The sequence below is a fragment of the Lysinibacillus sp. FSL M8-0134 genome (assembly GCF_038069745.1).
GTDB classification, from domain to species: Bacteria; Bacillota; Bacilli; order Bacillales_A; family Planococcaceae; genus Lysinibacillus; species Lysinibacillus irui.
The window spans coordinates 2,789,045-2,815,116 of sequence record NZ_JBBPAJ010000001.1; the positions used below are offsets into that span (position 1 = coordinate 2,789,045).

At 38.3% G+C, this 26,072-nt stretch carries 28 protein-coding genes, 1 pseudogene and 1 riboswitch; of the genes and pseudogenes, 3 read left to right on the forward strand and 26 right to left on the reverse strand.

The features are described from left to right. Positions 1–40: 40 nt before the first annotated feature. The 12 genes from accC to MKY49_RS14325 all read right to left on the reverse strand — a co-directional run bounded on the left by accC (position 41) and on the right by MKY49_RS14325 (position 8,844). Entirely contained in the window at positions 41–1,399 is a 1,359-nt protein-coding gene (gene accC, locus MKY49_RS14270) for an acetyl-CoA carboxylase biotin carboxylase subunit (protein ID WP_274793635.1), read from the reverse strand. A 14-nt stretch (positions 1,400–1,413) separates the two neighbouring features. Next, entirely contained in the window at positions 1,414–1,920 is a 507-nt protein-coding gene (gene accB / locus MKY49_RS14275; protein ID WP_313470718.1) for an acetyl-CoA carboxylase biotin carboxyl carrier protein, read from the reverse strand. A gap of 200 nt (positions 1,921–2,120) precedes the next feature. Beyond that, a complete protein-coding gene (locus MKY49_RS14280) occupies positions 2,121–2,675 on the reverse strand; it encodes a SpoIIIAH-like family protein (RefSeq protein ID WP_274793638.1) in 555 nt (184 codons plus the stop codon). Next, positions 2,676–3,035, reverse strand: a complete 360-nt coding sequence (locus tag MKY49_RS14285; RefSeq protein ID WP_274793639.1) for a hypothetical protein — start codon at positions 3,033–3,035, stop codon at positions 2,676–2,678. A 267-nt stretch (positions 3,036–3,302) separates the two neighbouring features. Further along, the gene (locus MKY49_RS14290; protein WP_274793640.1) at positions 3,303–4,214 is read right to left on the reverse strand and encodes a stage III sporulation protein AE; all 912 of its coding nucleotides are present in this window, start codon (positions 4,212–4,214) and stop codon (positions 3,303–3,305) included. A gap of 12 nt (positions 4,215–4,226) precedes the next feature. Then, positions 4,227–4,604, reverse strand: coding sequence for a hypothetical protein (locus MKY49_RS14295; RefSeq protein ID WP_274793641.1), 378 nt, complete (start codon positions 4,602–4,604; stop codon positions 4,227–4,229). A 5-nt stretch (positions 4,605–4,609) separates the two neighbouring features. Continuing rightward, positions 4,610–4,819, reverse strand: a complete 210-nt coding sequence (locus MKY49_RS14300) for a hypothetical protein (protein ID WP_012295089.1) — start codon at positions 4,817–4,819, stop codon at positions 4,610–4,612. Between the two features lie 90 nt (positions 4,820–4,909). Next, the gene (locus MKY49_RS14305) at positions 4,910–5,917 is read right to left on the reverse strand and encodes an NAD(P)H-dependent flavin oxidoreductase (protein WP_322605607.1); all 1,008 of its coding nucleotides are present in this window, start codon (positions 5,915–5,917) and stop codon (positions 4,910–4,912) included. 203 nt (positions 5,918–6,120) lie between these two features. Continuing rightward, positions 6,121–6,678: an elongation factor P gene (gene efp, locus MKY49_RS14310; protein ID WP_274793643.1), complete on the reverse strand. Its 558-nt coding sequence runs from the start codon at positions 6,676–6,678 to the stop codon at positions 6,121–6,123. A 17-nt stretch (positions 6,679–6,695) separates the two neighbouring features. Next, positions 6,696–7,757, reverse strand: coding sequence for a M24 family metallopeptidase (locus tag MKY49_RS14315; protein WP_274793644.1), 1,062 nt, complete (start codon positions 7,755–7,757; stop codon positions 6,696–6,698). Between the two features lie 2 nt (positions 7,758–7,759). After that, complete coding sequence (aroQ, locus tag MKY49_RS14320) at positions 7,760–8,194, reverse strand: type II 3-dehydroquinate dehydratase (RefSeq protein WP_274793645.1); 435 nt, start codon at positions 8,192–8,194, stop codon at positions 7,760–7,762. Positions 8,195–8,415: 221 nt separating this feature from the next. Beyond that, a complete protein-coding gene (locus MKY49_RS14325; protein WP_274793646.1) occupies positions 8,416–8,844 on the reverse strand; it encodes a hypothetical protein in 429 nt (142 codons plus the stop codon). A 151-nt stretch (positions 8,845–8,995) separates the two neighbouring features. On the opposite strand from MKY49_RS14325, the gene MKY49_RS14330 reads away from it, so the two are divergent. Continuing rightward, positions 8,996–9,928, forward strand: coding sequence for a DUF1385 domain-containing protein (locus MKY49_RS14330; protein WP_274793647.1), 933 nt, complete (start codon positions 8,996–8,998; stop codon positions 9,926–9,928). 45 nt (positions 9,929–9,973) lie between these two features. Here MKY49_RS14330 and MKY49_RS14335 read toward each other — a convergent pair whose 3' ends face one another. From MKY49_RS14335 to MKY49_RS14385, 11 genes and pseudogenes are all read right to left on the reverse strand, one after another. Beyond that, the gene (locus MKY49_RS14335; RefSeq protein ID WP_341386936.1) at positions 9,974–10,699 is read right to left on the reverse strand and encodes an ABC transporter permease; all 726 of its coding nucleotides are present in this window, start codon (positions 10,697–10,699) and stop codon (positions 9,974–9,976) included. 2 nt (positions 10,700–10,701) lie between these two features. Continuing rightward, positions 10,702–11,421 carry an ABC transporter ATP-binding protein gene (locus tag MKY49_RS14340; RefSeq protein WP_341386547.1) on the reverse strand — a complete coding sequence of 240 codons (720 nt, stop codon included), beginning with the start codon at positions 11,419–11,421 and terminating at the stop codon, positions 10,702–10,704. Continuing rightward, positions 11,411–11,878: a DUF3021 domain-containing protein gene (locus tag MKY49_RS14345; protein WP_341386548.1), complete on the reverse strand. Its 468-nt coding sequence runs from the start codon at positions 11,876–11,878 to the stop codon at positions 11,411–11,413. The genes MKY49_RS14340 and MKY49_RS14345 overlap by 11 nt, the downstream gene beginning before the upstream one ends. A 10-nt stretch (positions 11,879–11,888) precedes the next feature. Beyond that, positions 11,889–12,329, reverse strand: coding sequence for a LytTR family DNA-binding domain-containing protein (locus tag MKY49_RS14350; protein WP_341386549.1), 441 nt, complete (start codon positions 12,327–12,329; stop codon positions 11,889–11,891). A gap of 269 nt (positions 12,330–12,598) precedes the next feature. Continuing rightward, positions 12,599–12,778: pseudogene (locus MKY49_RS14355) on the reverse strand (alpha/beta hydrolase); the annotation flags it as partial. 4 nt (positions 12,779–12,782) lie between these two features. Continuing rightward, positions 12,783–13,502: a metallophosphoesterase family protein gene (locus MKY49_RS14360; RefSeq protein ID WP_341386550.1), complete on the reverse strand. Its 720-nt coding sequence runs from the start codon at positions 13,500–13,502 to the stop codon at positions 12,783–12,785. A gap of 276 nt (positions 13,503–13,778) precedes the next feature. After that, a complete protein-coding gene (locus MKY49_RS14365) occupies positions 13,779–14,198 on the reverse strand; it encodes a stage III sporulation protein AH (protein ID WP_341386552.1) in 420 nt (139 codons plus the stop codon). A 401-nt stretch (positions 14,199–14,599) separates the two neighbouring features. After that, entirely contained in the window at positions 14,600–15,085 is a 486-nt protein-coding gene (locus tag MKY49_RS14370) for a VOC family protein (protein ID WP_341386553.1), read from the reverse strand. Between the two features lie 197 nt (positions 15,086–15,282). Beyond that, complete coding sequence (locus MKY49_RS14375) at positions 15,283–16,044, reverse strand: Nif3-like dinuclear metal center hexameric protein (protein ID WP_341386554.1); 762 nt, start codon at positions 16,042–16,044, stop codon at positions 15,283–15,285. Between the two features lie 150 nt (positions 16,045–16,194). Further along, positions 16,195–18,765, reverse strand: coding sequence for a vitamin B12-dependent ribonucleotide reductase (locus MKY49_RS14380; protein WP_445928406.1), 2,571 nt, complete (start codon positions 18,763–18,765; stop codon positions 16,195–16,197). Positions 18,766–18,965: 200 nt separating this feature from the next. Next, positions 18,966–19,796 carry a lipoate--protein ligase family protein gene (locus tag MKY49_RS14385; RefSeq protein WP_341386556.1) on the reverse strand — a complete coding sequence of 277 codons (831 nt, stop codon included), beginning with the start codon at positions 19,794–19,796 and terminating at the stop codon, positions 18,966–18,968. Between the two features lie 204 nt (positions 19,797–20,000). Here MKY49_RS14385 and MKY49_RS14390 point away from each other — a divergent pair, with 204 nt between their 5' ends. After that, positions 20,001–20,387, forward strand: a complete 387-nt coding sequence (locus MKY49_RS14390; RefSeq protein WP_036122960.1) for a rhodanese-like domain-containing protein — start codon at positions 20,001–20,003, stop codon at positions 20,385–20,387. A gap of 969 nt (positions 20,388–21,356) precedes the next feature. Here MKY49_RS14390 and MKY49_RS14395 read toward each other — a convergent pair. Continuing rightward, the gene (locus tag MKY49_RS14395; RefSeq protein WP_313470706.1) at positions 21,357–21,602 is read right to left on the reverse strand and encodes a hypothetical protein; all 246 of its coding nucleotides are present in this window, start codon (positions 21,600–21,602) and stop codon (positions 21,357–21,359) included. Positions 21,603–21,959: 357 nt separating this feature from the next. Continuing rightward, positions 21,960–22,036, forward strand: a riboswitch (glycine riboswitch). Positions 22,037–22,199: 163 nt separating this feature from the next. On the opposite strand from MKY49_RS14395, the gene MKY49_RS14400 reads away from it, so the two are divergent. After that, positions 22,200–23,540 carry an amino acid permease gene (locus MKY49_RS14400; RefSeq protein ID WP_313470705.1) on the forward strand — a complete coding sequence of 447 codons (1,341 nt, stop codon included), beginning with the start codon at positions 22,200–22,202 and terminating at the stop codon, positions 23,538–23,540. A 43-nt stretch (positions 23,541–23,583) separates the two neighbouring features. Here MKY49_RS14400 and MKY49_RS14405 read toward each other — a convergent pair whose 3' ends face one another. Together MKY49_RS14405 and MKY49_RS14410 are read right to left on the reverse strand one after the other, a co-directional pair. Beyond that, positions 23,584–24,561 carry a glutaminase gene (locus tag MKY49_RS14405; protein WP_341386557.1) on the reverse strand — a complete coding sequence of 326 codons (978 nt, stop codon included), beginning with the start codon at positions 24,559–24,561 and terminating at the stop codon, positions 23,584–23,586. Between the two features lie 82 nt (positions 24,562–24,643). After that, entirely contained in the window at positions 24,644–26,059 is a 1,416-nt protein-coding gene (locus MKY49_RS14410; RefSeq protein ID WP_322605619.1) for a M20 family metallopeptidase, read from the reverse strand. Positions 26,060–26,072: the final 13 nt, after the last annotated feature.

Here is a 26,072-nt window from a genome sequence, read left to right on the forward strand (position 1 = left end):
GATATTTGGAATTATTCTATTCCTTAGATTCACAAATTAATTATTTGTTTGTCCCCAATACATCGTTCTCTTCAAGGAACTTCGTATTAAATTGAGCTGATTTGAAAACGTCATTGTTCATTAGTGCTTGGTGGAATGGGATGGTTGTGTTGATCCCAGGACCTGATACTTCGAATTCGCTTAGCGCGCGATTCATTTTTGCAATCGCTTCCTCACGTGTATTCGCATGAACAATAAGTTTCGCTACCATTGAATCGTAATATGGTGGAATAGTATAGCCTGCATAGACTGCAGAATCAATACGTACACCATAGCCGCCTGGCGTTACATACGTATCGACAGTTCCTGCTGATGGCATGAAGTTTTTGTAGGCATTTTCTGCGTTAATACGGCATTCAATCGCCCAACCATTTAATTGAATATCATCTTGTGTGAATGGTAGCTTCTCACCAGATGCAATTTTTAACTGCTGTTGTACAAGATCTACACCAGAGATCATTTCTGTTACTGGGTGCTCTACTTGAATACGAGTATTCATTTCCATAAAGTAGAACTTGTCCTCTTGATAGTCATAAATAAACTCGATTGTGCCAGCACCTTCATAGTTACATGCTTGTGCAGCTTTTACTGCGGCCGCTCCCATTTCAGCACGACGCTCAGAAGATAGAGCCGGAGATGGAGCTTCCTCTACTAGCTTCTGCATACGACGTTGAACTGTACAGTCACGTTCGCCTAAATGCACAACGTTGCCATAACCATCTGCTAACACTTGAATCTCACAGTGACGGAAGTACTCGATGAATTTCTCTAAATATACGCCAGGGTTACCGAATGCAGCAGCAGCCTCTTTTTGCGTAATTTCAATACCTTTCACAAGGTCTTCTTCTGTACGTGCTACACGAATCCCCTTACCGCCACCCCCAGCAGTTGCTTTGATGATAACAGGGTACCCAATTTTCGCAGCCCATTCTTTACCTGTTTCAATATCTGGTACAATACCAGTACCTGGAACAAGTGGAACACCTGCTGCTTCCATTGTTGTACGTGCAACGTCCTTGATTCCCATAATTTTAATAGAATCAGATGATGGACCGATAAATTTAATGCCAGCGTTTTCACAAGCTTCTGCAAAATCAGCGTTTTCGGATACGAAGCCATACCCTGGGTGGATCCCGTCTGCACCTGTTTTTTCAGCTACACTAAGTAGAGCTGGGAAGCTAAGATAAGAATCTTTTGATAGCTTCGGTCCGATGCAATAAGCTTCGTCTGCTAATTTCACATGTAATGCGTCCGCATCTGCTTCAGAGTATACAGCAACCGATTGAATGCCTAACTCTTTACAAGCACGAATGATACGCACAGCGATTTCGCCGCGGTTTGCAATTAAAACTTTTTTCATTTGTTTTGCACTCCTTACTCAGCTTTTACAAGGAATAATGGTTGGCCGTATTCTACTAAGTCGCCATCTTTAACAAGAATTTCAACGATTTCCCCTTGCACTTCTGCTTCGATTTCGTTGAATAATTTCATTGCTTCCACGATACATACGATTGTTTCGTTTCCTACTTTATCACCCACTTTTACGTAAGCTGGTGAATCTGGGTTTGGTGCTTGATAGAAAGTACCGACCATAGGAGATACAATTTTATGTAACGATGGGTCGTTAACTGATGGTGCAGCTGCAGCTGATGCTGGCGCTTCTTCTTTAGCTGGAGCTGGTGTTGCTACTGGAGCTTCTGCTGGTGCAGATTGTTGTACAACAGGGGCTACTACTTCTTTTTTAGGTGCTACAGTTTCTGTAACAACAACATTATTCTTTTTTAGTTTTACTTTTGCGCCATCTACTTCATACACAAACTCGTCAATGGAAGAAGAATCTACTAATTTAATAATTTCACGAATTTCTTGAATTTTGAACATTTCTAACTCTCCTTATGAAATAAAATCTACTACAATAACTATTCTATATTTTTTCGAATCAATTTGAAATAGTTAAATGAAAATTAAGTAAATCTGAACAAAATAAAAGGCTTTCCTTTACTAAACGAAAGCCTTTTCATTATGCTGATATATAACAACCTTTTATAAATAAATTAAATATTTATTTTTTTCTATATATTTTAATAATTATTTGCACTAAACTTTACTTGCACATCATTTGCGCCTTCCATCTCTGTTTTTACAAGGTAAATTATTTCGTTTGCTTGTGCCTTTGACAGCTCTTCTGCCATCACTGTTACAGAAACTTTTTCTCCTTCAGCGCGAACAAACGCATCGGAATAACCTAATGATTTAACGAGCATTTCAAGCATAGCTTCAGCTGATTCACGCTTAATCAGTCCATCCATTTCATTAAATGCCTCATTTTTTTCTTCAGCAGAAGCCTCTTCAGAAGCAATTTTTTGTGTTAACTGTTCACGAAGCTGGCTTCTTTCATCACTAACCTGCATACGCATTTCTTCGAATAAGTGACTCGGTGAAGATACTTCTTGTGTTGCATCATTTGTTGCCTTCTGATCTGTAACACCTGTGACAGCTGTTTGTTGTAGTGTATCATCTGTAAAGATAGTAAGACCATTAAACTGCTTTGCTGGATCAACCAAATAATACACTGAAATGACTGCTACTAAACTTAATAATGTCATAAACCAAACTGTTCTTCTACGTACGCGCATTTACTTTTCCTCCTTATTTTCCATTGGAACGATAATAATTCGATGAATCGGTAACTGCATCACTTGACTGACGACCGCACGAATTTCATTTTTCACAAAGATATCGGATGCACCTTCTGAAACAACTAGCATGCCTGTTACGTTTTTCGCGCTTTGCTCAGTCCCTCGAAAATATTGGCTAAATAGTTTATTGGCATCTTGATCATCTGTCATCTCTCCATAATAAAAATAGACTTTAACCTCCCCAACACCTTGCATTGCCTTCAGTGTTTGCTCAAGCTTTTCTTCATTTGTGAGCGGTGAACTTTTGTCGCTTGTTGAATTCGTTTGATACATAGGTAAAATGATGAATATTCCCACGGAGGCAGCTATCAAAATTAAAACCATCAATGACGTTGTTTTTTTTCGTGTCTTTTCCACATCACTTGTACATTGCCTCCTTTCATCTTCTCTTTTTCAAGTGTATGTACGCTTGTTTCTTCCTATGAATTGATAAATGGAATCTTTAATAGCAATTGCAAAAATACTAACGTGATGACCAACTTTGTCAGTGAAATTATTTCCTTATCATCCGTTAGAAACACAAAAATCTGACAAACAAAGAGCAATGCCAATAAAAGAATCAATCTATCTCCCCCCTGCCATGACTTGTACAAACACAATGAGGAAAAAACAAGAAAACATAAATGAAAAAGCAATTAAAAATGATACAGCACACAGGGTAAATAGCGATTTACTAATTTGATCTAGTAATCTACAAATATCATCAAAGGCAATTGGCTCTAAAATAGCGGCAAGCATTTTCAACGAATAGGCACTGACAACTAGCTGAACCGTTGGGATAAATGACACCGTAATGACGGCAATAAAAGCACTAATACTTGTAACGGATGAAGTGAATTGTGTCATATGCTGAAACATCGAAAAACTATCTACAATAAAAGAACCAACAACCGGAATATTTTCTTCAATTAATTTTTTCACAGGCTCTGCTACTGCCGCATTGACACTAAATGCTGCAACACCACTTGCAGTCATCAAAAGAACGTAGCAAATGACAGAGGCCGAAACGATACTCATAATGGTAAAACGAATTAATTCAGCAATTCGTGTAAAAGATATTTCCTTGACAATAACACTGCAAACATCAAAGACAATGGCCAAAAGCACGCCTGGTATAAGCCACTTACTACTAATAATCGTAAGGACTTGTACAAAAAATAGTAAAAAGGGCTGCCAGGAAGCAATCGCTGTAATACTGCTTGATAATAGAAAGCTTGATGTAAGAATCGGATAAAATGCTGTAAATAGATGGGCTAGTCCTTGTGCAATTTCATCAATTAAGGTAAAGGACTTTACAACAACAGGACCAATCGTTGCTAAAACAATAAGAAAAAATAGTATCCTTGTCCCTTTTTCAAATTCTGGTAATATCATGTTAACAATCAAAATAATGATGACGTAGCCGCAAAGCATGAGCGTCATCTTTAGCAAGAGAAAGAATGGGTCGATTAAAAATGATAGTATTTGCTCCTGCAATGGCTTCGCTCCTTAGTTTAGCCTTTTTAAAATGGACGACACCTCCTGTAAAACAGCCAAAAATTCTTTGAACCAATACAATAAAATGACGATCTTCACTGCAGCAAAAACGATGTTCCCGAGCACTTTATAATTATGTTCTGCCAGCAGCAATGACACCCACTGTCCGACATAGAACATACTTGCACTGATTAGAATAGCTTTCGCATAAGGTAAAAACGCAAGTGTTTCTAGAAGCTGCTTGACGAAAGGCAATAAAAGTGTCGAGAACAACATGCCAAAAAGCAAAAACGAAAACATCACACTTATTAGCGCATGGAGTGGCTGTATAACTTCTTTTATCAGCAATAATAAAAGCAGCATGACAACAGCGACGATGACAATTTCCATTTACATTACCCGGATGATGTAAGCCATTGGAAGAATGTTAATATTTCATTAAAGAATAGACGTAAAAATCGAAGTAACTCTGCTGTCATATATAAGTAGGCAATGAAAAAGAGGAAAAATGAAAACTCCTTCTTCCCTGTTTGATCAAAGAAAACATGAAGAAGCGCAACGACTAGTCCCACTCCAGCAACTCTTAATACGTCTTGTAATTCCATTCCTACGCCCCCTCGTGTACAGCAATATATGTCGCACTATAAAAAAAAAGACCTCTATACAGATGTATAGAGATCTACTACGAAAAAAATTTATAATAGTTTGTTCACGATGCTTTTAACCGTACCTGTTTGCTGTACGAGATGACTATTTTCGCCCATCCACATGGATAAATATTCGGCATTGCCCTGCTCTGCACTTTCCTTACGAATGGTAGTTGTTAGATAGTTTTGTAGTGGATAAGGTGCCACTATCGCATCCTTCATGCGTTTAGTAAATTCATTCGCTAGGCCTCTTGCTGGCTTACCAGTAAATGCAAGCGTAATCGTTGTTTGCTGTGCGTTCGATGCCAATACTGCATTTTTATAGAGCGGAGAAATTTCGCATTCATCTGCTACTAGTAAAGCTGTACCAATTTGAACAGCTTGTGCTCCGTTTTCAAGTGCCTGCTGAATAGCTTCTTTTGTCACGAGCCCACCTGCTGCAATCATTGGAATCGCAATTTGACCAGCTACTTGTTGTAGCAACGCATCTAAGGGAATTAATTGGATAGGGTCAGTAAAGGAACCTCGATGCCCCCCAGCCTCTCCACCTTGTAGGACAACCGCATCCATGCCAGCCTGTTCCACCAGTTTAGCCTCTTCTAATGTTGTTGCAGTACCAATGGTATAGATACCATTGTCTTTTAATTGTTGAAGAACCTCTGCTGATGGAATGCCAAATGTAAACGAGCAAATTGCTACCTTTTCCTCTATAACCGCCTGAACTTGCCCTGTAAAAACATCCTTAGACACTACACTCTGTACAGGTGATAACCCAAGCTCATCATAAAAAGGTTGCAGCGCCATACGAGCTTGTTGTAACACCTCGATATCGATTTTTGGGTCCTCTTGTACAAATAAATTAACTGCAAAAGGCTTTGTCGTTAATTTTTTCACTTCCTGAATGAATCGCTTTGTCTGTTCGCCATCTAAGTAGCCCGCTCCAATTGAGCCTAATAAACCTGCTTCAGCACAGGCAGCCACAAATTTAGGTGACGTGACACCTGCCATTGGCGCTTGAATAATTGGGTGTTGCATTTCAAATATTGTTTGTAACATACCTTTCACTCCTTACTATGTTATTATTGTAAACTTTCTTTCCAAAAATGACCATCTTTCTGATGATAGAAAGATGGAGGATGACGAGAAAAAAAGGTCTTTTTCCTGTATCGAATGGCACAACGATTGAAGCTTTTCACATGATATGTATAAAAATAAAATAAAAACCTACTCTTTTATACTAAAGAGTAGGTTTTTATTAATTAGGCACGAGATACGTAAGAGCCTTCTTCTGTGTTAATGATTAAAACATCACCTTGGTTTACGAAGAATGGTACTTGTACAATTAGACCCGTTTCAAGAGTAGCAGGTTTTGTACCGCCTGAAGCTGTATCACCTTTGATCCCAGGTTCTGTCTCTGTAACTTCTAATTGAACAGTGTTTGGTAATTCAATACCTAACATTTCACCTTGGTAAGATTGAATATGAACTTCCATGTTTTCCTTTAGGAATTTTAATTCATATTCAATAGCAGCTGAAGATAGTTCAGTTTGCTCGTAAGATTCTAAGTCCATGAAAACATGCTCGTCACCTTGTGCATATAAGTATTGCATTTTACGGTTATCGATTTGTGCTTTTTCTACTTTTTCACCAGCGCGGAATGTTTTTTCATTTACAGAGCCATTACGTAGGTTACGTAATTTAGAACGCACGAATGCAGCACCTTTACCTGGTTTAACGTGTTGGAAATCTAACACGCGGTATAATTGGCCATCAACAATAATTGTTAGACCTGTACGGAAATCGTTTACTGAGATCATTTGTGTTCCTCCAAAGTTTATAAAATAATGAGTTCTTTTGACGAATGTGTTAGTAGTTCATTACCCGTTTCGGTGATTAAAATATCATCCTCGATACGAACACCACCAATTCCTGGTAAATAAACACCAGGCTCAATCGTCACGGCCATACCTGGCTCTAGCACTGTATCAGAACGCATCGATAAGCCAGGGCCTTCATGTACTTCAAGACCAATACCATGTCCTAAAGAATGACCAAATGCTTCGCCGTATCCTTGTTCTTTTAAGTAATCACGTGCAATCGCGTCCGCTTGAATGCCTGTTAATCCAGGACCCACTTTTTCAAGTGCTAACAGTTGAGAAGCAAGGACTGCATTGTACATATTTACTAATTTTTCGGATGGTTCTCCAACAGCCACAGTACGTGTAATATCCGAAATATAGCCATTGTATAGCGCACCAAAGTCTAATGTAACAAAGTCGCCTTTTTCAATTACTTTATTCGTTGCTACGCCATGTGGTAGTGCTGAACGAAGACCAGACGCAACAATTGTGTCAAACGAAGACTGAGTTGCTCCTTGTTTACGCATGAAAAATTCTAATTCATTCGAAACCTCAAGCTCTGTTTTACCAGGCTTGATGAAGCCTAAAATATGTGTAAATGCGTGATCAGCAATTTCACACGCAGCCTTAATAATATTAATCTCTTGTTCCGTCTTAATCAAGCGAATTTTTTCAATAAGTCCAGAAATCGGCACTAAATCAGCTTGAATCTTCGATTTATACAGTTCATATGTTCCATAACTGACAGTATCTCTCTCAAAGCCCAATAATTTGATGCCCATGTTACTCACTTGAGTAGCAATCTCTTCAATAATTGTTGCTTCATGCTTTACAATTCGGAAGTCCTGAATTTGTGCAGCAGCCTGCTCAGTATAACGGAAGTCTGTAATAAACACAGCATCGTTTTGAGACACAATTGCTACGCCCGCTGTCCCTGTAAAACCAGTCATATAGCGGCGGTTGTACTCATTTGTAACTAAAATACCATCGATGTTTTGTTCTTGCAGTGCTTTACGTAGCTTTTGTAATTTCAACATAATCAATTCTCCCTCTCGATAAATGTACGTAGTGCCAGTTCATAGCCTTTCGTACCTAGTCCACAAATTTGACCAAGGCAGGCCGGAGCAAGATAAGAATGATGACGGAAAGCCTCACGTTTGTGGATATTGGAAATATGTACTTCGATAACCGGCACAGAAATCCCTGCAATCGCATCATGTAACGCGATGCTTGTATGGGTATATGCACCGGGATTAAAGATAATACCATCATATTTTTCGTCCTCTGCTTCATGCACCCAATCAACTAGTACCCCTTCATGATTGGATTGACGAAATTCAACTGTAGCCCCTAAAGAAGCCGCAAGATTTTGAACATTCTTTCTAACATCATCTAATGTTTCATGTCCATAAATATGTGGCTCTCGTTTACCCAGTCGATTTAAGTTAGGTCCATTCAAACATAATAACTTCACGCTTCTATTCGCCTCTTTCTATGTACTTGCCATTTATTTTATCATACACGGTGCATTCAGCAACTAATTTCCATTAGAAGCTCCATCCACTTTGACGTAGTGTAATCATGTCAGCTGAAATCACTGAAAAAACTTTTGAAAGTCTGGAGCATCTTTTCGCAAAAACATCATCAAATGGTGCAAAAAAATACCCCCTTTTAATACCAAGGGGATATTGTGAGCTACGTCCTTTCTCTATGTGCATTCATCTCCTTCTGATGGAAATTTGCAGTTTCCAGCAAGAAACGTAATAGACAAACGACAATCACGATGAACGGTATCGAGAGTTTCTTAAAGGAAGTTAGTTGTAAAGGTAAATCTAATACAATCCACTCTAAGGTGATGGTCACCAAAAGGCCTAATAAAAGTGAAGAAAAGACAGCTGGAATGATATACACATAGCGCATTGTCATATATAAAAATAAACCGATAATAAATAGAAGTATGATAAAGAAGGTCCACTGAAATAATTTAGAGCTATCTTCGAACCAATTCCACTTCTTATAAAACCCAATCGGATGCCATTTGATGAGATGAAAATAATGTAATCCCTTTAAGCACAATGCTAAGACAAGCGCATTGACAAAAGCTGTAATCGCTGCTGTTTTCACAAGATAACCTCCATTTTTACACACTAATCTTTTCCTGAAATGTACGATTAGTGTAGCCATATAGAAAATTTACTATGCGTAACGGTAGAGGTTTTTCACTAAATTTAGTACAATGGTACAGTTGAAATATATATAGAGAGTGGTGTTAGCCTTGAGCAATTCACCTGTATACGGGGGACAAGCACAATTAGAGGGTGTGATGTTCGGAGGAAAGGAACATACCGTTACAGCCATTCGTCGTAACGATGATTCCATTGATTATTATCATTTTAAAAAAGTTCAAAAACCTATTTTACAAAAACTTAAAAAAATTCCTTTTGTAAGAGGCGTAGTTGCGCTTATTGAATCTGCTGGCTTAGGTTCTCGTCATATGCAATTTGCCGGAGATCGTTTTGATGTGACTCCTGGCGAAGAAGAAGATCATAAAGAAGAAGGCTCTAAACTTCAAATGATACTTGGAGTTGCTTTAGTTGGTATTCTTTCTTTTTTATTTGGAAAATTTGCTTTCACATTAATTCCTGTTTTTATAGCCGATTTTTTCTCTAAATGGATTGAAGGAAAAACCGGACAAATTTTACTGGAAAGTGGCATTAAACTATTATTACTGCTAGCCTACTTATATTTTATCTCGTTAACGCCCCTCATTAAACGAGTATTTCAGTACCATGGTGCAGAGCACAAGGTCATTAATTGCTATGAAGCGGGGTTAGATATTACGGTAAAAAACGTCCAAGCTCAATCACGCCTACACTATCGTTGTGGTAGTAGCTTCATTCTATTCACAGTGTTCGTCGGCATGTTTTTATATTTCTTTGTGCCTACAGACCCACTGTGGCTTCGTATTTTAGATCGTATTCTATTAATTCCTGTTGTTCTTGGTATTTCCTTTGAAGTATTACAAGCAACCAACGCTTGCCGTAATATCCCAGTGTTACGCTTCCTTGGCTACCCTGGCTTATGGCTTCAATTATTGACAACACGCGAACCAAAAGACGATCAAGTAGAAGTAGCGATTGCATCCTTTAATATGCTGCGCCAAGTAGAGCAACAACCTGAAATTGCTGCTACATTAAATCATGATTAATAGCAGAAGGCAGCCCCAATAAGTAGTTGGAGCTGCCTTTTTACGTTAAGCACGCATTTTACGTTTAAAAGCAATCATGGCGGAAATCGTGATCAATATCGTATAGCCAATCACAATAGATAGTGATTGAAGCATGTCAACATAGGCTCCTTGTAGGATAGCTTTTGTTGCATTGACAGCATGAACAAAAGGTAAAAAGTGCGCAATTGATTGAAATGTCCCACCAACCATATCTAATTCAAACCAAGTTCCACTTAACCAAGTTGTAACATTTACAAATATTGCAAAAACACCCCCTACCTGCTTATCTGTAAATAATGTGCCAAACACTAAGCCAATACCAATATATAGTGGAGCAATGATCAACAGTACAAGGATCAAAAATAGGATAGACGTATTAAAAGATAGCCCTAAAAAGTAAGCAGCAAGTAAACATCCCATGATTTGTAGTAAGGCAATCGTTATTAACGGCAGCATATAACCTAAAATATAATTAGCTGCAGACATAGGAGAAGCGAAAATACGCATTAAAAAAGATGAGCTTTTATCCTTCCCTAGTAGCATCCCGGCAAACAATGTCAGAAATGAAAAACCAAATACTATAACGCCTGGTGTTAAATTGTTCACTTCATATAAAGCAAAAGGCATCTTTTTTTGCATAGCTGAAAAGAGACATAATAATACTATTGGTAAGCCAATACCAAACAATAACGTGACAGGATCTCGGACAATCTCTTTATGATTTCTTGAAGCAAATACAATAGTCCTCACCATCACCTTACCTCCGTTTTTTCTAGAAATACTTCTTCTAAAGACTTCTTACCTGTCTCATTTATCAATTGCTGGACTGTGCCGAGTGCACGTAATTGTCCTTTTTCCATTATTCCTACACGATCAGCTAATGCCTCTACCTCTTCTAAATAATGAGAGGTAAACACAACCGTGACATTCCCCTTTAATTGCTTTAATATGTGCCACAGTTCATTCCTTGCTCGTATATCCATCCCTAAAGTAGGTTCATCTAGAAATAAAACTTTGGGATTTGACATCAAGGCCATCGCAACGCTTAAGCGGCGCTGATAACCACCTGATAGTGTCTTAGCTTTATCACGCCTACGGGTTGTTAGTCCAAATAAATCCATCTGCACCTGCGCTTGTTGCTGTGCCTCTGTTTTTTCGTAGCCATAAATTTGACCGATTAACAGCAAATTTTCATAAACTGTTAAATTAGGTGCTACAGCCGTTTCCTGTGGGGAGATATTGATCATTTGTTTAACTGCCTGTGGATGTTGTATAATGCTTTTCCCGTCGACGATGGCATCTCCCTCTGAAGTGGGTAGAAGGCCACACAACATTTTGATTGTAGTCGTTTTACCTGCTGCATTTTGTCCTAAAAGGGCAAAAAATTCGCCTTGCTGTATCTGTAACGTTAATTGATGAACGGCTATACGTGCCTTACAACGTTTAGTTAGGCCCTTTATGTTAATCGTCATGCTCTTCACCTCGTTCAGAAAGTATGGCATTGATTTTCTCAATATCACGTTTAGAAAATTTATATTGTAAGAACCATGTGATGATGTAAGTTCCTAAAAAACTCGCTACTAAAGAAAGGACATTTGCCATGGTCTTCGGCATCCACAATAACATAACAATAGGTATCCAAATCATTGCGGTTACTAAAAAATGAGCACTATATTGTTTCAACATCCCCCACCTTGCCACTTCAAAAATGAGTGCAGCCAGCGCAAAGGTTACACCGATTAAACCCGTTAAAATAGATTGGGTAAAAATGGCGCTTATTTCATTTGTAAAAAAGGCTCGAAATTCAGGAACTACCCATGCGTAACTCCCTTGCCCTATCCCCATCGATACAAAAAATTGCACAATGTGCCCAAGTACCATTCCTATCACAAATCCACCAACTATACGTGTTAATAAGTCTTTTCGCATGTTGTTCACCTCAAATTCCTAAAAGTTTCTTAATTTTGCTTACGTAACGTCTGGATGCATATGTTTTTATACCATTCTTCAATTCAACTCCGATTGTCCCTGTTTTACTAATGTCCATACGCTTTATCATGTGGCGATTGACCATTTCGGCATTTGAAATACGAATAAACATGTGAGGATTGAGCTTTTCTTCCAGTTCATAAAGACGAAAACGGACCGTATAAACACCGTTAATCGTTTGCACAAAAACCTTTTTTTGCTCCGTATAAATACGCACGATCTCCTTACTGTCGATTAACTCAACCCCTTTATGAGAGAAAACTGGTAAAGTGCTTTCAGCTACCGCCGCAATACTTTGCATAAGATGCTCAATATCATCCGTCACTTTATCAGTGAGAATTATAACTTTAGGCTCTTGATATGTAGGGTCAATCGAAATTTCTACCTTCATATGATCACTGTCCTTTCTATGCCTCACTATAAATTTTTCCATACACGTTGTAAATGCATTTTTGATGACTGGTCGTTCTCAAGGGATAAGTGGTCAATGTAAATTGGCCTTAGATATATCCAGAGGGGAAATGTACTTCTTTGATTTCCGTAATGCTCAATTCTTTTTGCATAATGCCTCCTTATTTAGGTGATTTTCTACATCTTCAGATAAATAAAAAAAAACACAGAAAAACGTGTTTTGAATTCATCAAAACACGCCTCTAGAGATTATTTACTTAAGATATTTACAATTTTTTGTTGAGCATCTATAGCTTCAGGTATCGGCATCACAACAAACACATGATTCATTTTAGGATAAACATAGGTAGTGATGGCGACACCTTGTTCTGTTAGTTGTTCATCAAATTGAATGGCCTCTGGATATAAACTTTCATGTGTGCCAATAAAAACCCTAAGCATTTCGATATTTTGCTAACATAATCTCATCATAATATTTATCTAATTGTGGCAAACCTAGCTGTTCTGCCATTAAAAGCTCAGCCTGTCTGTCATACTCAACTCTAATAAATTGAATGGCATTATTTGAATATGAGCCATCTAGAATCGCATAGGAAGCTGAAGTTAAGTCAAGTGAATTTCCGACACTCCCAACGTTACACAGAATCCCCTTTTTATATGTATGGTAAAAAGTTGTATGTAAATCGCCGTAGAAAACAATATCAGGAAGTTTTTTAGAATGAATTGAATTAGTTTCTTCACTATTCTCAAACATTGACAGACGCTTTTCAATTGGATGGCTAGGCACAATGCGTTCAAACTCGCTTCTTGGGGAAGCGTGGAAAAACCTTATTAATTGTCCATTTAATTCAAGATCAATACTATATGGTAATGAAGCTAGATAGTGATAATCCTTTTCTGTTAATCTATCTTTAAACCACTGTAAAAATTCAAGCTCAGTTGGAGATTGAATAAAAACATCCCAGTTGCCTCGAACTACTCGTTCGCAGTTCTTTTGGATAAGCTCGATACATTCAGAGCCTCGGGGTCCTTTGCCGATTAAATCACCTAAACAAAAAATTCTTTCAATATTTCTTAATCGAATGTCTTCTAAAACGGCTTCTAGTGCCGTTTTATTCCCGTGGATATCTGAAATTATTGCAATTTTTGTCACAATGCTTCCCCCTTATAAATCCCATCTATTCTCAAATAGTGGTTTCTAATAATTTTATTCGATAAGATCCCTTTTTAATCTTTTAAAACTAGGATTTCAGAATAAGTACATACACGATATCCAAAATTTACACATTGTTTCACCCCATATTATTTCACGGGATACTGCATTAATTGTATGAATAAAAGGAATTCGTCTCCGTGGCTTACATTAAAACTAACAATTGAAACTGGACACTAGAAAATTACTTGAATTGAACAATCACCCTCTTTAGCTTCATAAGAAACTGTTCCATAAGTTTTCATCAACCCTAAAAAAACCTTCGTGTGAACACGCTGCTAGTAAACATTGATCATCTCGGTAAAACATTAAATCTTCTGGTAAATTTGGATGAATCCAGTCAAAAAGGGAGTCGCTATGGTCCTTCAAGAATTGTGCAGTAGTATCATTTAAAATAAAATAAAAAACATAAGCTGTACCTTCGCCAAGCCATGTCGTCTCCCACTTGCGTTGTATTTTTCTTTCGATTAGTCGATCTCCAATATCTACGATTAATTCATCCACAATGACTAGTCGTAATTCTTCATCAGCCATTAATTGTCTATTCTCAACAAAGGCGAAGCGGTTACATTGACTTGCTAGTAATTCGATAAGCTGTTGGTAGCGTTGCCCTTTTATATTTTCAGTAATGATCAATTTTAAATCCCCCATTCACCTGCTCTATGTATAACTTAATGATCTTCTTAATATACTCGTTGTTTCTTAATCGAATATCTCATACTTCCATTTTTCTTAACGAATAAACTCATTCCTAAATAGAGTATTGTAAAGAAATTACTGTATTTCTATGCTGAATGTATCCATTGGAAACCATGATGTTTCTCATTGGGAGATTGTCAACTTGTGTCATCCCTAAAAAAGACGTTGCTTTAAAGTAATGTTTCAATCTACTTCAATCTTATAGTGATATTAACATAAATATCCAACAAAAAAATCATCTCACCCTAAAAATCTACAGAGGGGAGATGATCTTTTAGGACGTTACAAATAATGAATAAAATTTAGGTAATAGTAATGAAGTAATCTTAGTTGCGAGATTATTTAATCTCCTCAGCCAGCTCCAAAATAATTCCTTCTGGTCCACGAACGTAACATAACTTATAAGCGTTTTCGTAGTTAGATATTTCACCAATAAGTTTTGCACCCTTCATTGTTAATTTGGTAACTAGGGCTTCAATATCTTCAACCGCAAAGGCTATATGCTGGATACCTAGATTATTAACTAAAGGGTACTGTTTGTCATTTTCATCTGATGGCGTGTGATATTTTACTAGTTCTATTTTTGTGTCCCCTTCTGGTGTGCGCAGCATTACTATTTCTAGATTTGCGTCATCTGTCGTGCGTAATACGGCAGATTCCTCTTGAGCGTATTTAAGCCCAATTATCTGCCCCATCCGCTTCACCCATTCGCCTTCCACTTTTCCTTCCCCAAGCATTGCCAGACCTAAGTCAAGAAAAAATGCTTTGGCAGCAGGAAGATCATGAACGAATATACCTATATGATCTATTCTATGGACTTTCATACCTCACTCCCCCCTTTTCTATTCTTATACATTTATCCTATTTCAACAAACAGACTTTCCCTTGAAGGAATCCACTTTTTAAACGCAGATGAACTTTTTTCATTATAAAAGTACCCCAAGATAGAAAAACACTTACTTTATTTCAACCACTGACGGGTGCTAACTTCGCAATTCCTTCCCTCTTTCCTAATCATGTCTTAATTTATATTCGCTTCATAATGGACTTCGTTAAGTCTCACTATTTCAAGATCATTATAATTGTCCTTCAATTTCAATGCTAAACTTTCAATTCCAAATAATTCTGTGAAAGTATGACTCCCAATAATAAGATTTATTCCTTTAAACTGAGCATATTGAATCGTATACAAATTACATTCTCCTGTAATGTATGTATCACATTTATGTTCAACGGATTCCTTAAGACAAGCTGTTGATGCTCCATTACCACAGACTAAGCCCACTCGTTTCACCTTTTTGTCATTGAACCGCCAAAATCTAACAGGTTCTTCAAGTAAGTTTTCAATTTTTGATACGAATTCATGAAATTCAATTTCTTTATCGTATTCAGCGATTCTACCAAAATATAATCCTTCCCATTCGTGGGTTCTTTTCATATTTTCTAAGTTCAATTTTTTTAATAAACTATCATTTGTTCCAAAATGACAGTCATCGAGCGGTAAGTGATTATAGTAGTGACTTATACTATACTCCGCTAGTTTTTCTATGCATGCGTCTTTCAATCCATATAGTTCCTCCCAAGCATCATGATGTGTCAACATCATATCAACTCCTTGAATTCTTGCTTCCTCTATTGTTTCAAGGGTTAGGTTTACACAGTATCCTATTTTTTTTACTTTTTTATCTGCCTTGTATGTAATCCCAGATTCACTAGCATAGATTTCCTTATTTTTCACATTGAAAAGTTCATTAATTTTTCCAACAATTTGTGTAACATCCATCTATTTACATACCCCCTCAATCACCTTTTCTGTATTCAAAACTTCGTATCCTAAATAGATAAACAAAATATTTCCATTTGAAACAAAAAATACCCCTTTAGATTATCTTATCTAAAGGGGGAAAAACGTACAACTGATTTTATATCTAATTTACAGACCGCATTTTAACTGTGCACCACAGTTTGTGCATGTATTACAGCCGCCCATTTCTTCGACTGTGCCTTTACGGCATACAGGGCATGTATTCCCTACGTCAGAGCCAATTACAGTTGTTGACTCTAACGCTTGAATCGTATCTACTAATACGACCGGACGTTTTGTATGTTCTTCTACTAATTCCTCTTCAAATGAAAGTTGATCCATATCATTTTCTTCAGCTTTTAGTGTAAGTACTTGTGAATCACGGCTACCATCAACATAGACCGTACCACCTTTAGCGCCACCTTTATATAGTCGCTCGTACACTTTTTCAACTTGCTGTACTGTATAGCCTTTTGGTGCGTTTACAGTTTTAGAAATAGATGAATCAATCCATTTTTGAATAATACATTGAACATCAGCATGTGCTTCTGGTTTTAGCTCCATTGCTGTAACGAACCATTCTGGAAGCTCTTGCTCATTTACTTCTGGATGACGCTCTAAATATTCTTGGACAATTTCAGCTTTCACTTCAATGAATTTACCTAGACGACCAGAACGGTAGTACGTGAAGGAGAAGTAAGGCTCAAGACCTGTTGCCACACCTACCATTGTTCCCGTTGAACCAGTCGGCGCAACAGTTAATAAATGTGAGTTTCGAATACCCGTTGCTAAAATTTGCTCTTTGATGTGAGCAGGCATTTTTTGCATATAGCCTGTCTCTGTAAAGGCTTTACGTAAACGAGCTGTTTCTTCGTCAGTAGCACCTACTAAGAATGGGAAGCTACCACGTTCTTTAGCAAGCTCTGTAGACGCCTCATATGCTGTTTCAGCAATGGTTTTAAAGATTTCATCGACTAAAGCATTACCTGCTTCTGAACCGTATTCCTTCTCGCAATAAATAAGTAAATCCGCTAAGCCCATTACCCCTAAACCTACACGACGCTCGCCTAGTGCTTGTACACGGTTTTCTTCTAAGAAGTAAGGTGTTGCATCAATTACATTATCCTGCATACGAACGCCTACACGTACTGTTTCACGTAGTGCTTCGTAATCAACTGATTGATTTTCTTTATTTGCAAACTGTGCTAAATTCACAGCAGCTAAGTTACACACAGAATATGGTGCAAGTGGTTGTTCGCCACATGGGTTTGTCGCTACAACACTTTGTCCATATGCTTTGGCATTTGTCATGTCATTTGCATTGTCGATGAAGAAAATACCTGGCTCTGCAGAGTAAGTTGCACAAACATTAATTAAATTCCATAATTCTTTTGCTTTAATTGTACGGTATGTGCGGACTTTATAGCCCATTTTCTCCCATTCACGAACATCGCCAACTTTATGCCATTCCGTGTTGTAAATGTTCATTTCTTCTTTTGTATATTCCTCTACAGCTGGGAAGCGAAGCTCAAAGTCAGCATCATTTTCAACGGCTTCCATAAATTCTTTTGTTAATGTTACGGAAATGTTCGCACCTGTTAAAAACTCAGGGTTATGAACTGTATAAGTACCACCATCACGTAACTTATTTTCAGCTTCACGAATAATCGCTGTATCGAATCCGCCTAAGCCTTCTATATTTTTGTAGTTCACGATGCCTTGATACATTGCTTCTTCCTGCATAGAAAGAGGTTTAAAGTTTAATTTTTCTTTTGCTAGACGAATGATTGATTCATCTGTCGTATTTTCAATTAAATAACGCAGAATACGTGGATTTTGCATTTTCGAAATAATAAATTCCACAATATCTGGATGCCAATCTGCTAGCATAATCATTTGTGCTCCACGACGTGATCCACCTTGCTCTACAAGATGTGTCAATTTAGCAATATCATCTAACCAAGAAACTGAGCCAGATGATTTACCGTTTACACCACGTGCTAGCGTGTTACGTGGGCGTAATGTTGAACCATTTGTTCCAACACCACCACCGCGGCTCATAATCTCCATAACTTGCTTACGGTGATCACTGATACCTTCACGAGAGTCAGCGACAAATGGCATAACGTAACAGTTAAAGAAGGTTACATCAGTTTCAGATCCAGCTCCATAAATCACTCGTCCAGCTGGAATGAATTTCAAGGATACTAATTGCTCATAAAATTTTTCAAACCATTCTTGACGTTTTTCTGGTGTTTTTTCAACAGCGGCAAGGCCCGTTGCATTTCGTTTTGCGATTTGTTCATAAAATATTTCAAGAGGCTTTTCTAGCACGTCAATTGAACGTGTAATCACACCCGTTTCCTGCTCTTGCGGATCGTCTAATGCGCTACGATAATCTTCCTCAATCAAAATATCTGCTGTTTTTGTAGACATGTCCAGCTTTTGAATTGTCCCTAAACCTCGTGCAGGGAATTTTGGATCAGCTTTTACCGTTAAAACAACAAAATCACCAGCTTTTAGTGTTTTCTTTTCCGTGTCTTTAAACGAGTAGCGATCGATCATGACAAGTCTTGATACACCTTTATGTGTGATATGCATGTCAGGTGTTACTGGGTGAACCTGTGAAAATTGTTCAATATCTTTGTTTAATTGCTCAAATTGTTTGTTTACATCGGGTTGATGATTTGTGAGTACCATCATTTTGCCTCCCTTGTTTTCTTCATTACAAAATAAATACACAATATCATGTGTTATTAAACACTACATATTGTGTATATGTCTTAAAAAAAGATACTATATATAGTTTTTTAATTCAACTCTTGCTTTTTTAAATAGATTCAGAACTACTTGTTATAACTAGGATTGAACGTAAAAAAATATTTTTTCCATACCATTTTTTACTTTTTAAAGTTCCACTCATCACATGCATATTTTTTTTCTTCTAATGCACGGACATATTCTAATTGCTCCTCTGAAAGTGTAAATGGTTTTAAATCAATTTGCAACGATTTTGCAAAGCCATCTCGAAAAGCTGTCACACATTGCTCAATTGTCACTGGCTCTTTGACAAGACTATTAATCGCGACTGCCTTTTCTGGCAGCTTTCTACGCATACGATCCTTTGCTTCCTCGCTTGAGAAATTAAATACCGATAATAATTTCTCTTGATCTAAATCTAATAAAATGGCGCCATGCTGTAAAATAACACCTTTTTGACGTGTTTGGGCACTTCCCGCTATTTTTTTCCCTTCAACGACAAGTTCATACCAGCTTGGCGCATCAAAGCAAACAGCACTTTTCGGACTCTTTAAGTCAGCTCTTTTCTCCTCTGTATCAGGAACACTAAAATAGGCATCCATTCCTAGGTTGTGGAAACCTTGCAATATTCCCTCACTTAATACACGGTATGCTTCTGTCACAGACTCTGGCATATCCGGATAACTTTCAGTAACAATGACGCTATATGTTAGCTCATGTTCATGCAGGACAGCTCGTCCACCAGTTGGTCGACGGACAAAACCTAAGCCTTGTTCTCGAACAGCATCTAAATTAATGTCTCTTTTGGCTTGTTGAAAATAACCAATTGATAGTGTCGCAGGTTCCCACTCATAAAAACGGATCACTGGTGGAATTAACCCCTCACTATGCCAATCAAGTAATGCTTCATCTAGCGCCATATTAAAAGAAGGACTACATTTCCCTGAATTTAAAAAATACCAAGTTGTCATATGTTCATCTCCTACAAATATAAAATGATCCCTCAGGCCCCACCTGTGGTTCAACCTTAACAAAAATTACTCTAGGTTGCTCGATATGCTTTTGTAACAAAATAGACGAATTTGCCACAACCTAGTTAATTTTATCAAACTCATTGGACTATCGCTAGCGCATCTTTTATAATAATAGAGAAGATAGAAAGGGGTAAGAAAATCTTGGACATACTTATCACAATCGGTGTCGTTTTAGTAGTTATCATTGCATATATTGGTATTAATGCACTACGACTAAAAAAAGCCGTAACCAACTTAACACAAGAGCAATTCATAGAAGGCTATCGTAAAGCACAGCTAATCGATGTCCGTGAACAAAAAGAATTTGATGCAGGTCACATTCTTGGTGCACGTAATGTTCCTTCTACAACACTTCGTCAACGTTATAAAGAAATCCGCCCAGATTTACCAGTATATCTATACTGTCAAAATACAGGCCGTAGCTCACGTGCTGCATTATTTCTTAAAAAACGTGGGTACAACCAAATTTACCAACTTCAAGGCGGTTTTAAAACTTGGACTGGTAAAATAAAAGCAAAAAAATATTAATACTCTCATGAAAAAAAGTCGTCTCAAAGAACTATGAGACGACTTCTTTTTTAAAAAATTCAGAGTTTCTACTATATTATATCTATTGCAAATCATTAAATACTAGCTCTCGTTCAACCAGTCTTTAATCCTGCATTTGGACCAGAAAAAAATCCAACAAAAAGGGGTAACCTATAGCCCATTTTCACTAATGATACCACACTGTAAATTGGTCCTTACTAGAGACTGATACTTTGCAATCTTAGTTGAGCGGCTCTGCATGATGAATGATCACTTTGACATCAATTTGGAGCGCCTCTTTCTACAGATTGATCACTTCTCCGAAACTTTGAGCGGCTCTCCCTGAAGAATGATCACTTTGCAACTCTTTTGGAGCGGTTCTCGCATCATATTGAGCGCTTTTCGCTACTTTTGGAGCGGGTTCACTCTTCCTATGAGCGGTTCACCCTACAGATTGATCATTTCACCGAGACTTTGAACGGCTTTCACTGCAGAATGATCACTTTGAAACCAATTTTGAGCGGTTCTTCCTTCAGAATGATCACTTCGACATCAATTTGGAGCGGTTCTGTCCGCAGAATGATCACTTTGCAACTCTTTTGGAGCGGTTCTCACATCATATTGAGCGCTTTTCGCTACTTTTGGAGCGGGTTCACTCTTCCTATGAGCGGTTCACCCTACAGATTGATCACTTCTCCGAAACTTTGAGCGGCTCTCCCTCCAGAATGATCACTTTGCTACCCTTTCGGAGCGGTTCTCGCATCATATTGAGCGCTTTTCGCTACTTTTGGAGCGGGTTCACTCTTCTTGTGAGCAGTCCTCCCTACAGATTGATCACTTCTCCGAAACTTTGAGCGGCTCTCCCTGAAGAATGTTCACTTTGACATCAATTTGGAGCGGCTCTTCCTCCAGATTGATCACTTTGCAACTCTTTTGGAGCGGTTCTCACATCATATTGAGCGCTTTTCGCTACTTTTGGAGCGGGTTCACTCTTCCTATGAGCGGTTCTTCACACACAATGATCACTTCGCTACCCTTTTGGAGCGGCTCTCCCTCCAGAATGATCGCTTCGACAGCAGTTTGGAGCGGTTCTTCACACATAATGATCACTTTGCAACTCTTTTGGAGCGGATTCACTCTTCCTTTGAGCGGTTCACTCTCCAGATTGATCACTTCCCCCGGCTTTGAGTAGTTTCTCGACAATATTGAGTACATTGCCTTCCTTCAGAGCGGAGCTCCCCCACTTTCAAGTGCCTTCCCAACAGAAGGGGTGACCTCACCACTCTTTGGAGCGAACTATACCGTTTTGCCTGCTTGCTTCTCTCCCTATGCAAGCTTCCACTAAAAGTGTCTCCCCTTTTTTAGCAATTCTCCTTACTAAATCTTCTATGTCTAGAATTCCTATTTTTCGTCAGAGATTTCCCATTTAGTAACCCATTCTTCTATTTTTCTGAAAATAGTTAAAATTTATTGTTGAATTATTTTACGTGCACTGATAGGATGTATAATATCTTACAATAACAATTGATTAGAAAGTTAATAAGCTATGAATGCTATGGATCAAACTATAGCAGGAGCAGTTCTGGAGAGAGCGCACAATGCGTCGCCGAAGGGTTCACTATCTCAGGCAAAAGGACAGAGGAGTAATAGCAGCTTTTATAAGCGAAGCCACATGAATGTTAAAAGATTTCATGAAATATTTGCGAATAAATGGTATTTGTTATTCTGACGTTTTTCCGAGACTAGTGTCACAACTAGTCTCTTTTTTATTTTTCCAGTCATAGTTTTTACGCATCTTTGAGGGGGATTAACGTGGAACAGCAACAATTAAAACGTGATTTAAAAAATCGCCATGTGCAGCTTATTGCCATTGGTGGAACGATTGGCACTGGTTTATTTTTAGGCTCAGGGAAAGCCATTGCCCTTGCAGGACCTTCCATCATTTTAGCCTATTTAATTGTCGGTACCGCACTATTTTTTGTCATGCGCGCATTAGGCGAACTGTTACTATCTAACGCGGGCTACACATCATTTACGGATTTTGCATCTGAATACATAGGACCCTGGGCTGGCTATGTAACAGGCTGGACATACTGGTTCTGTTGGATTATGACGGCCATGGCAGATATTATTGCTGTAGGGGTTTATACACAATATTGGTTTGATATCCCACAGTGGGTGCCAGCCATTGGTTGCTTAGTATTATTATTACTACTGAATTTATTAACAGTTAAGCTTTTTGGGGAGCTAGAATTTTGGTTTGCCATCATTAAAGTCATTACTATTGTAGCTCTTATCATTATCGGACTTATTATGTTAGTGACAGGCTTTCATACTAGCTCTGGGCCAGTTTCTGTGGAAAACCTTTGGGCACATGGTGGGGTGTTCCCAAATGGGTTATATGGCTTTTTAATGGCCTTTCAAATGGTTGTTTTTGCATTCGTTGGTGTAGAATTAGTCGGGGTTTCAGCTGCTGAGACAGCAGATCCTCAAAAAAATATTCCGTCTGCCATTAATAAAATTCCATTCCGTATTTTACTCTTTTATGTAGGAGCATTATTTGTTATTTTATGTATCAATCCATGGTATGAAATGTCTGCCGAAAACAGTCCTTTTGTCCAAGTATTTACATTAGCAGGAATTCCAATTGCTGCTGGTATTATAAATTTTGTTGTACTCACTTCTGCCGCTTCAGCTGGTAATAGTGGTTTATTCTCTACAAGTCGAATGCTCTTTAATCTTGGTAACAATAAACAAGCTTCTCCTGCGTTTGCAAAACTGAACAAAAACAGTGTTCCAAGTAACGCACTCGTTGTGTCTGCTGTTGTTGTATCAGTAGGTGCATTGCTAAGTAAGCTGATGCCAGAGAATGCCTTTAGTATTGTGACGACGATTAGTGCAATTTGTTTTATATGGGTATGGAGCATTATTGTTATTTCTCACATCATCTATAAACGAAAAAATCGTGCTTTACATGAAGCATCAAACTTTAAAGCACCACTAACACCATTTATCAACTATGTCATTCTTGCATTTTTCGCATTTTTACTTATTGTCATGTTGATTTCTGAGGCTACGCGTACAGCACTGCTGTTAACACCAATTTGGTTTATCGCGCTATTGATTATTTATAAAATCAAAAGAAAAAAATAAAAAGAAGATGGCTTCAGACTACCCTGAAGCCATCTTCCACTTGTTAAAAAATTGTCATGTCCCATTCCGTCGCTAAATGCTTGAGTAATTGTACACCAGCGACACTATTGCCGATTGAATCGATAGCTGGTCCATAAATACCTATACCACAGCCAGCGGGGAACGGTGAATGCAAGCCAGCATGTCCTGGAACGGCTGTTAGGATTGCACCTGACACACCACTTTTAGCAGGTAGGCCAATAAATGCTGCAAATTTTCCTGAAGCATTGTACATACCACATGTCACCATCAAGGCCTTCGCTAATTTTGCCACTTGTTTAGGAAAAAGCTGTTTCTTTAAAAGTGGATGATAGCCGTCGTTGGCGATGACTAAACCAATCATGGCTAAATCTGAGACATTAACCTCAATCGCACATTGCTTCAGGTAGACCTCAAGTGCCGCCTCTACTGGACAATCAAGGAAACCAGAGTCCATTAAATAATAGGCTAATGCTCGATTTCGATTAGCTGTTTGCCATTCCGATTGAAATACCTCTTCATTAATACTTAATTGCTTGCCGATGATTTGTTCTAAAAATGCTAGAATCTTTGTGACCTTCTCTTGTGGCGAACTCCCCGCGAGCAAAGAGGACACTGTAATAGCCCCTGCATTAATCATTGGATTAAAAGGTTTTCCTGGCTGATGGCTTTCCAAGCGAATAATCGAGTTAAAGGTATCTCCTGTCGGTTCCACATCTACTCTTTCTAACACATAAGGTACTCCTCGATCCATACAGGCTAAAATAAATGTAATAACTTTGGAGACACTTTGAAGCGTAAATAATTCTGCTGTATCTCCTGCTTTGATTTCGCGGCCATCATTTCCAATAATCGCAATACCTAATTGATTCGGTTCTTTTTTGGCTAAGGCTGGAATATAACTTGCACATTGTCCCTCTTTGGCAGCAGGACGAAATTGTGTCACCCATTGTGCCACTAGTTGATCATGATCATGATCATGATGATTAGCTTGTGTTGACATTGATGTGTTCTCCTTTCAAAATGAGGCAAAAACAGAGCCTTCATAGTTCTCCTATGAAGACTCTATCTAGATCGCTATCCTTTTATAGCTTTGGAGGCTGTGTTCCCTCCGGAATTAAAGATATATATGTCTCTCCATCAAGACGTTCTTGCCATTCTTTTTTTGCTTCTTCAATTAATGCTGGATTATCAAGTAATGCGATAGCTGTACAAGCCATGATTTTAGCCGCTTGTAGCATACCTTTATGCGCAATTGGCATAACCCCCTGTGAAACAACCTGCCATGTATGCAACGGTGTACCTAATGCCATACATACGGTTGTACATTGTACGGTTGGTACTTTCCAGCTGACATCTCCAACATCTGTTGAGCCCCCCATAATAAATTCAGGGAGCATGGCTGGGACGTGATCCGCAATGACTTTTCCTTGTAAACGCTTAACATCTTCTTTACGCAAACCTACTAACGAAGAAGCTTGTACTTCAGGTGTAAATGTATTAAAAATTGCCTGTGCGTACTGCTCATCCTCTATTGTATAGTCTGGCATGCCAATTTCAAGTATTTGTTGATACATTACATCATAAAGTGTTTTATTTGTAATGAGATTTGAAGCAGCACCCTCAAAATCAATGTCAAGCGACGTACCTGTCATAAGCGTTGCACCTTTTGCAATATTTTCAACGCGCTGATAAATCTCTTGTACTTGTTGTTTTTTAGGGGCTCTAACGAGATAGGTTACCTCTGCATAGGGTTGTACTACATTCGGTGAAGTTCCACCAGAGTTTGTGATGGCGTAATGCACACGAGCTTCTGGAATGATATGTTCTCGTAAGTAGTTTACCCCAACATTCATCAGCTCAACAGCATCTAAAGCACTTCGTCCAAGATGTGGTGCGGCTGCTGCATGTGCACTTTTTCCAGTAAACTTAAAAGTAGCGGCATAGTTTGCTAGAGAGCTACAAGTCATTACAGTAGAAAATGTACCTGGATGCCAAGAAATCGCAATATCAACATCATCAAAAAGTCCAGATTTTGCCATATACGCTTTACCTGAACCATTTTCCTCGGCAGGACAGCCGTAAAATCGAATGGTTGCTGATTGATTATGCTGCTCAAGATAATCTTTCACTGCCACAGCAGCTGCAAAGGCTCCAGTTCCTAATAAATTATGCCCACAGCCATGACCGCTACCTCCATTTTCAATAGGTTCATGTTGTGTAGCGCCACCTTTTTGACTCAAACCAGGAAGTGCGTCATATTCCCCTAAAAAGGCAATGACAGGCTTTCCAGAACCAAACGTCCCTATCAGAGCTGTACTAAGTCCAGCAACACCCACTTCGGTTTGAAAACCCTCTTTTTCTAGCGCCTCTTTCATATAGTGCATTGATTTTTTTTCTTGAAAATGAAGCTCTGGTACAGCCCATATAGCATCACTTAATGCCACACTAGCTTCTTGTTTTGCTTCAATTAATGTCGAAATTTTTTCGTGAAAACTCATTAAAGTCCCTCCA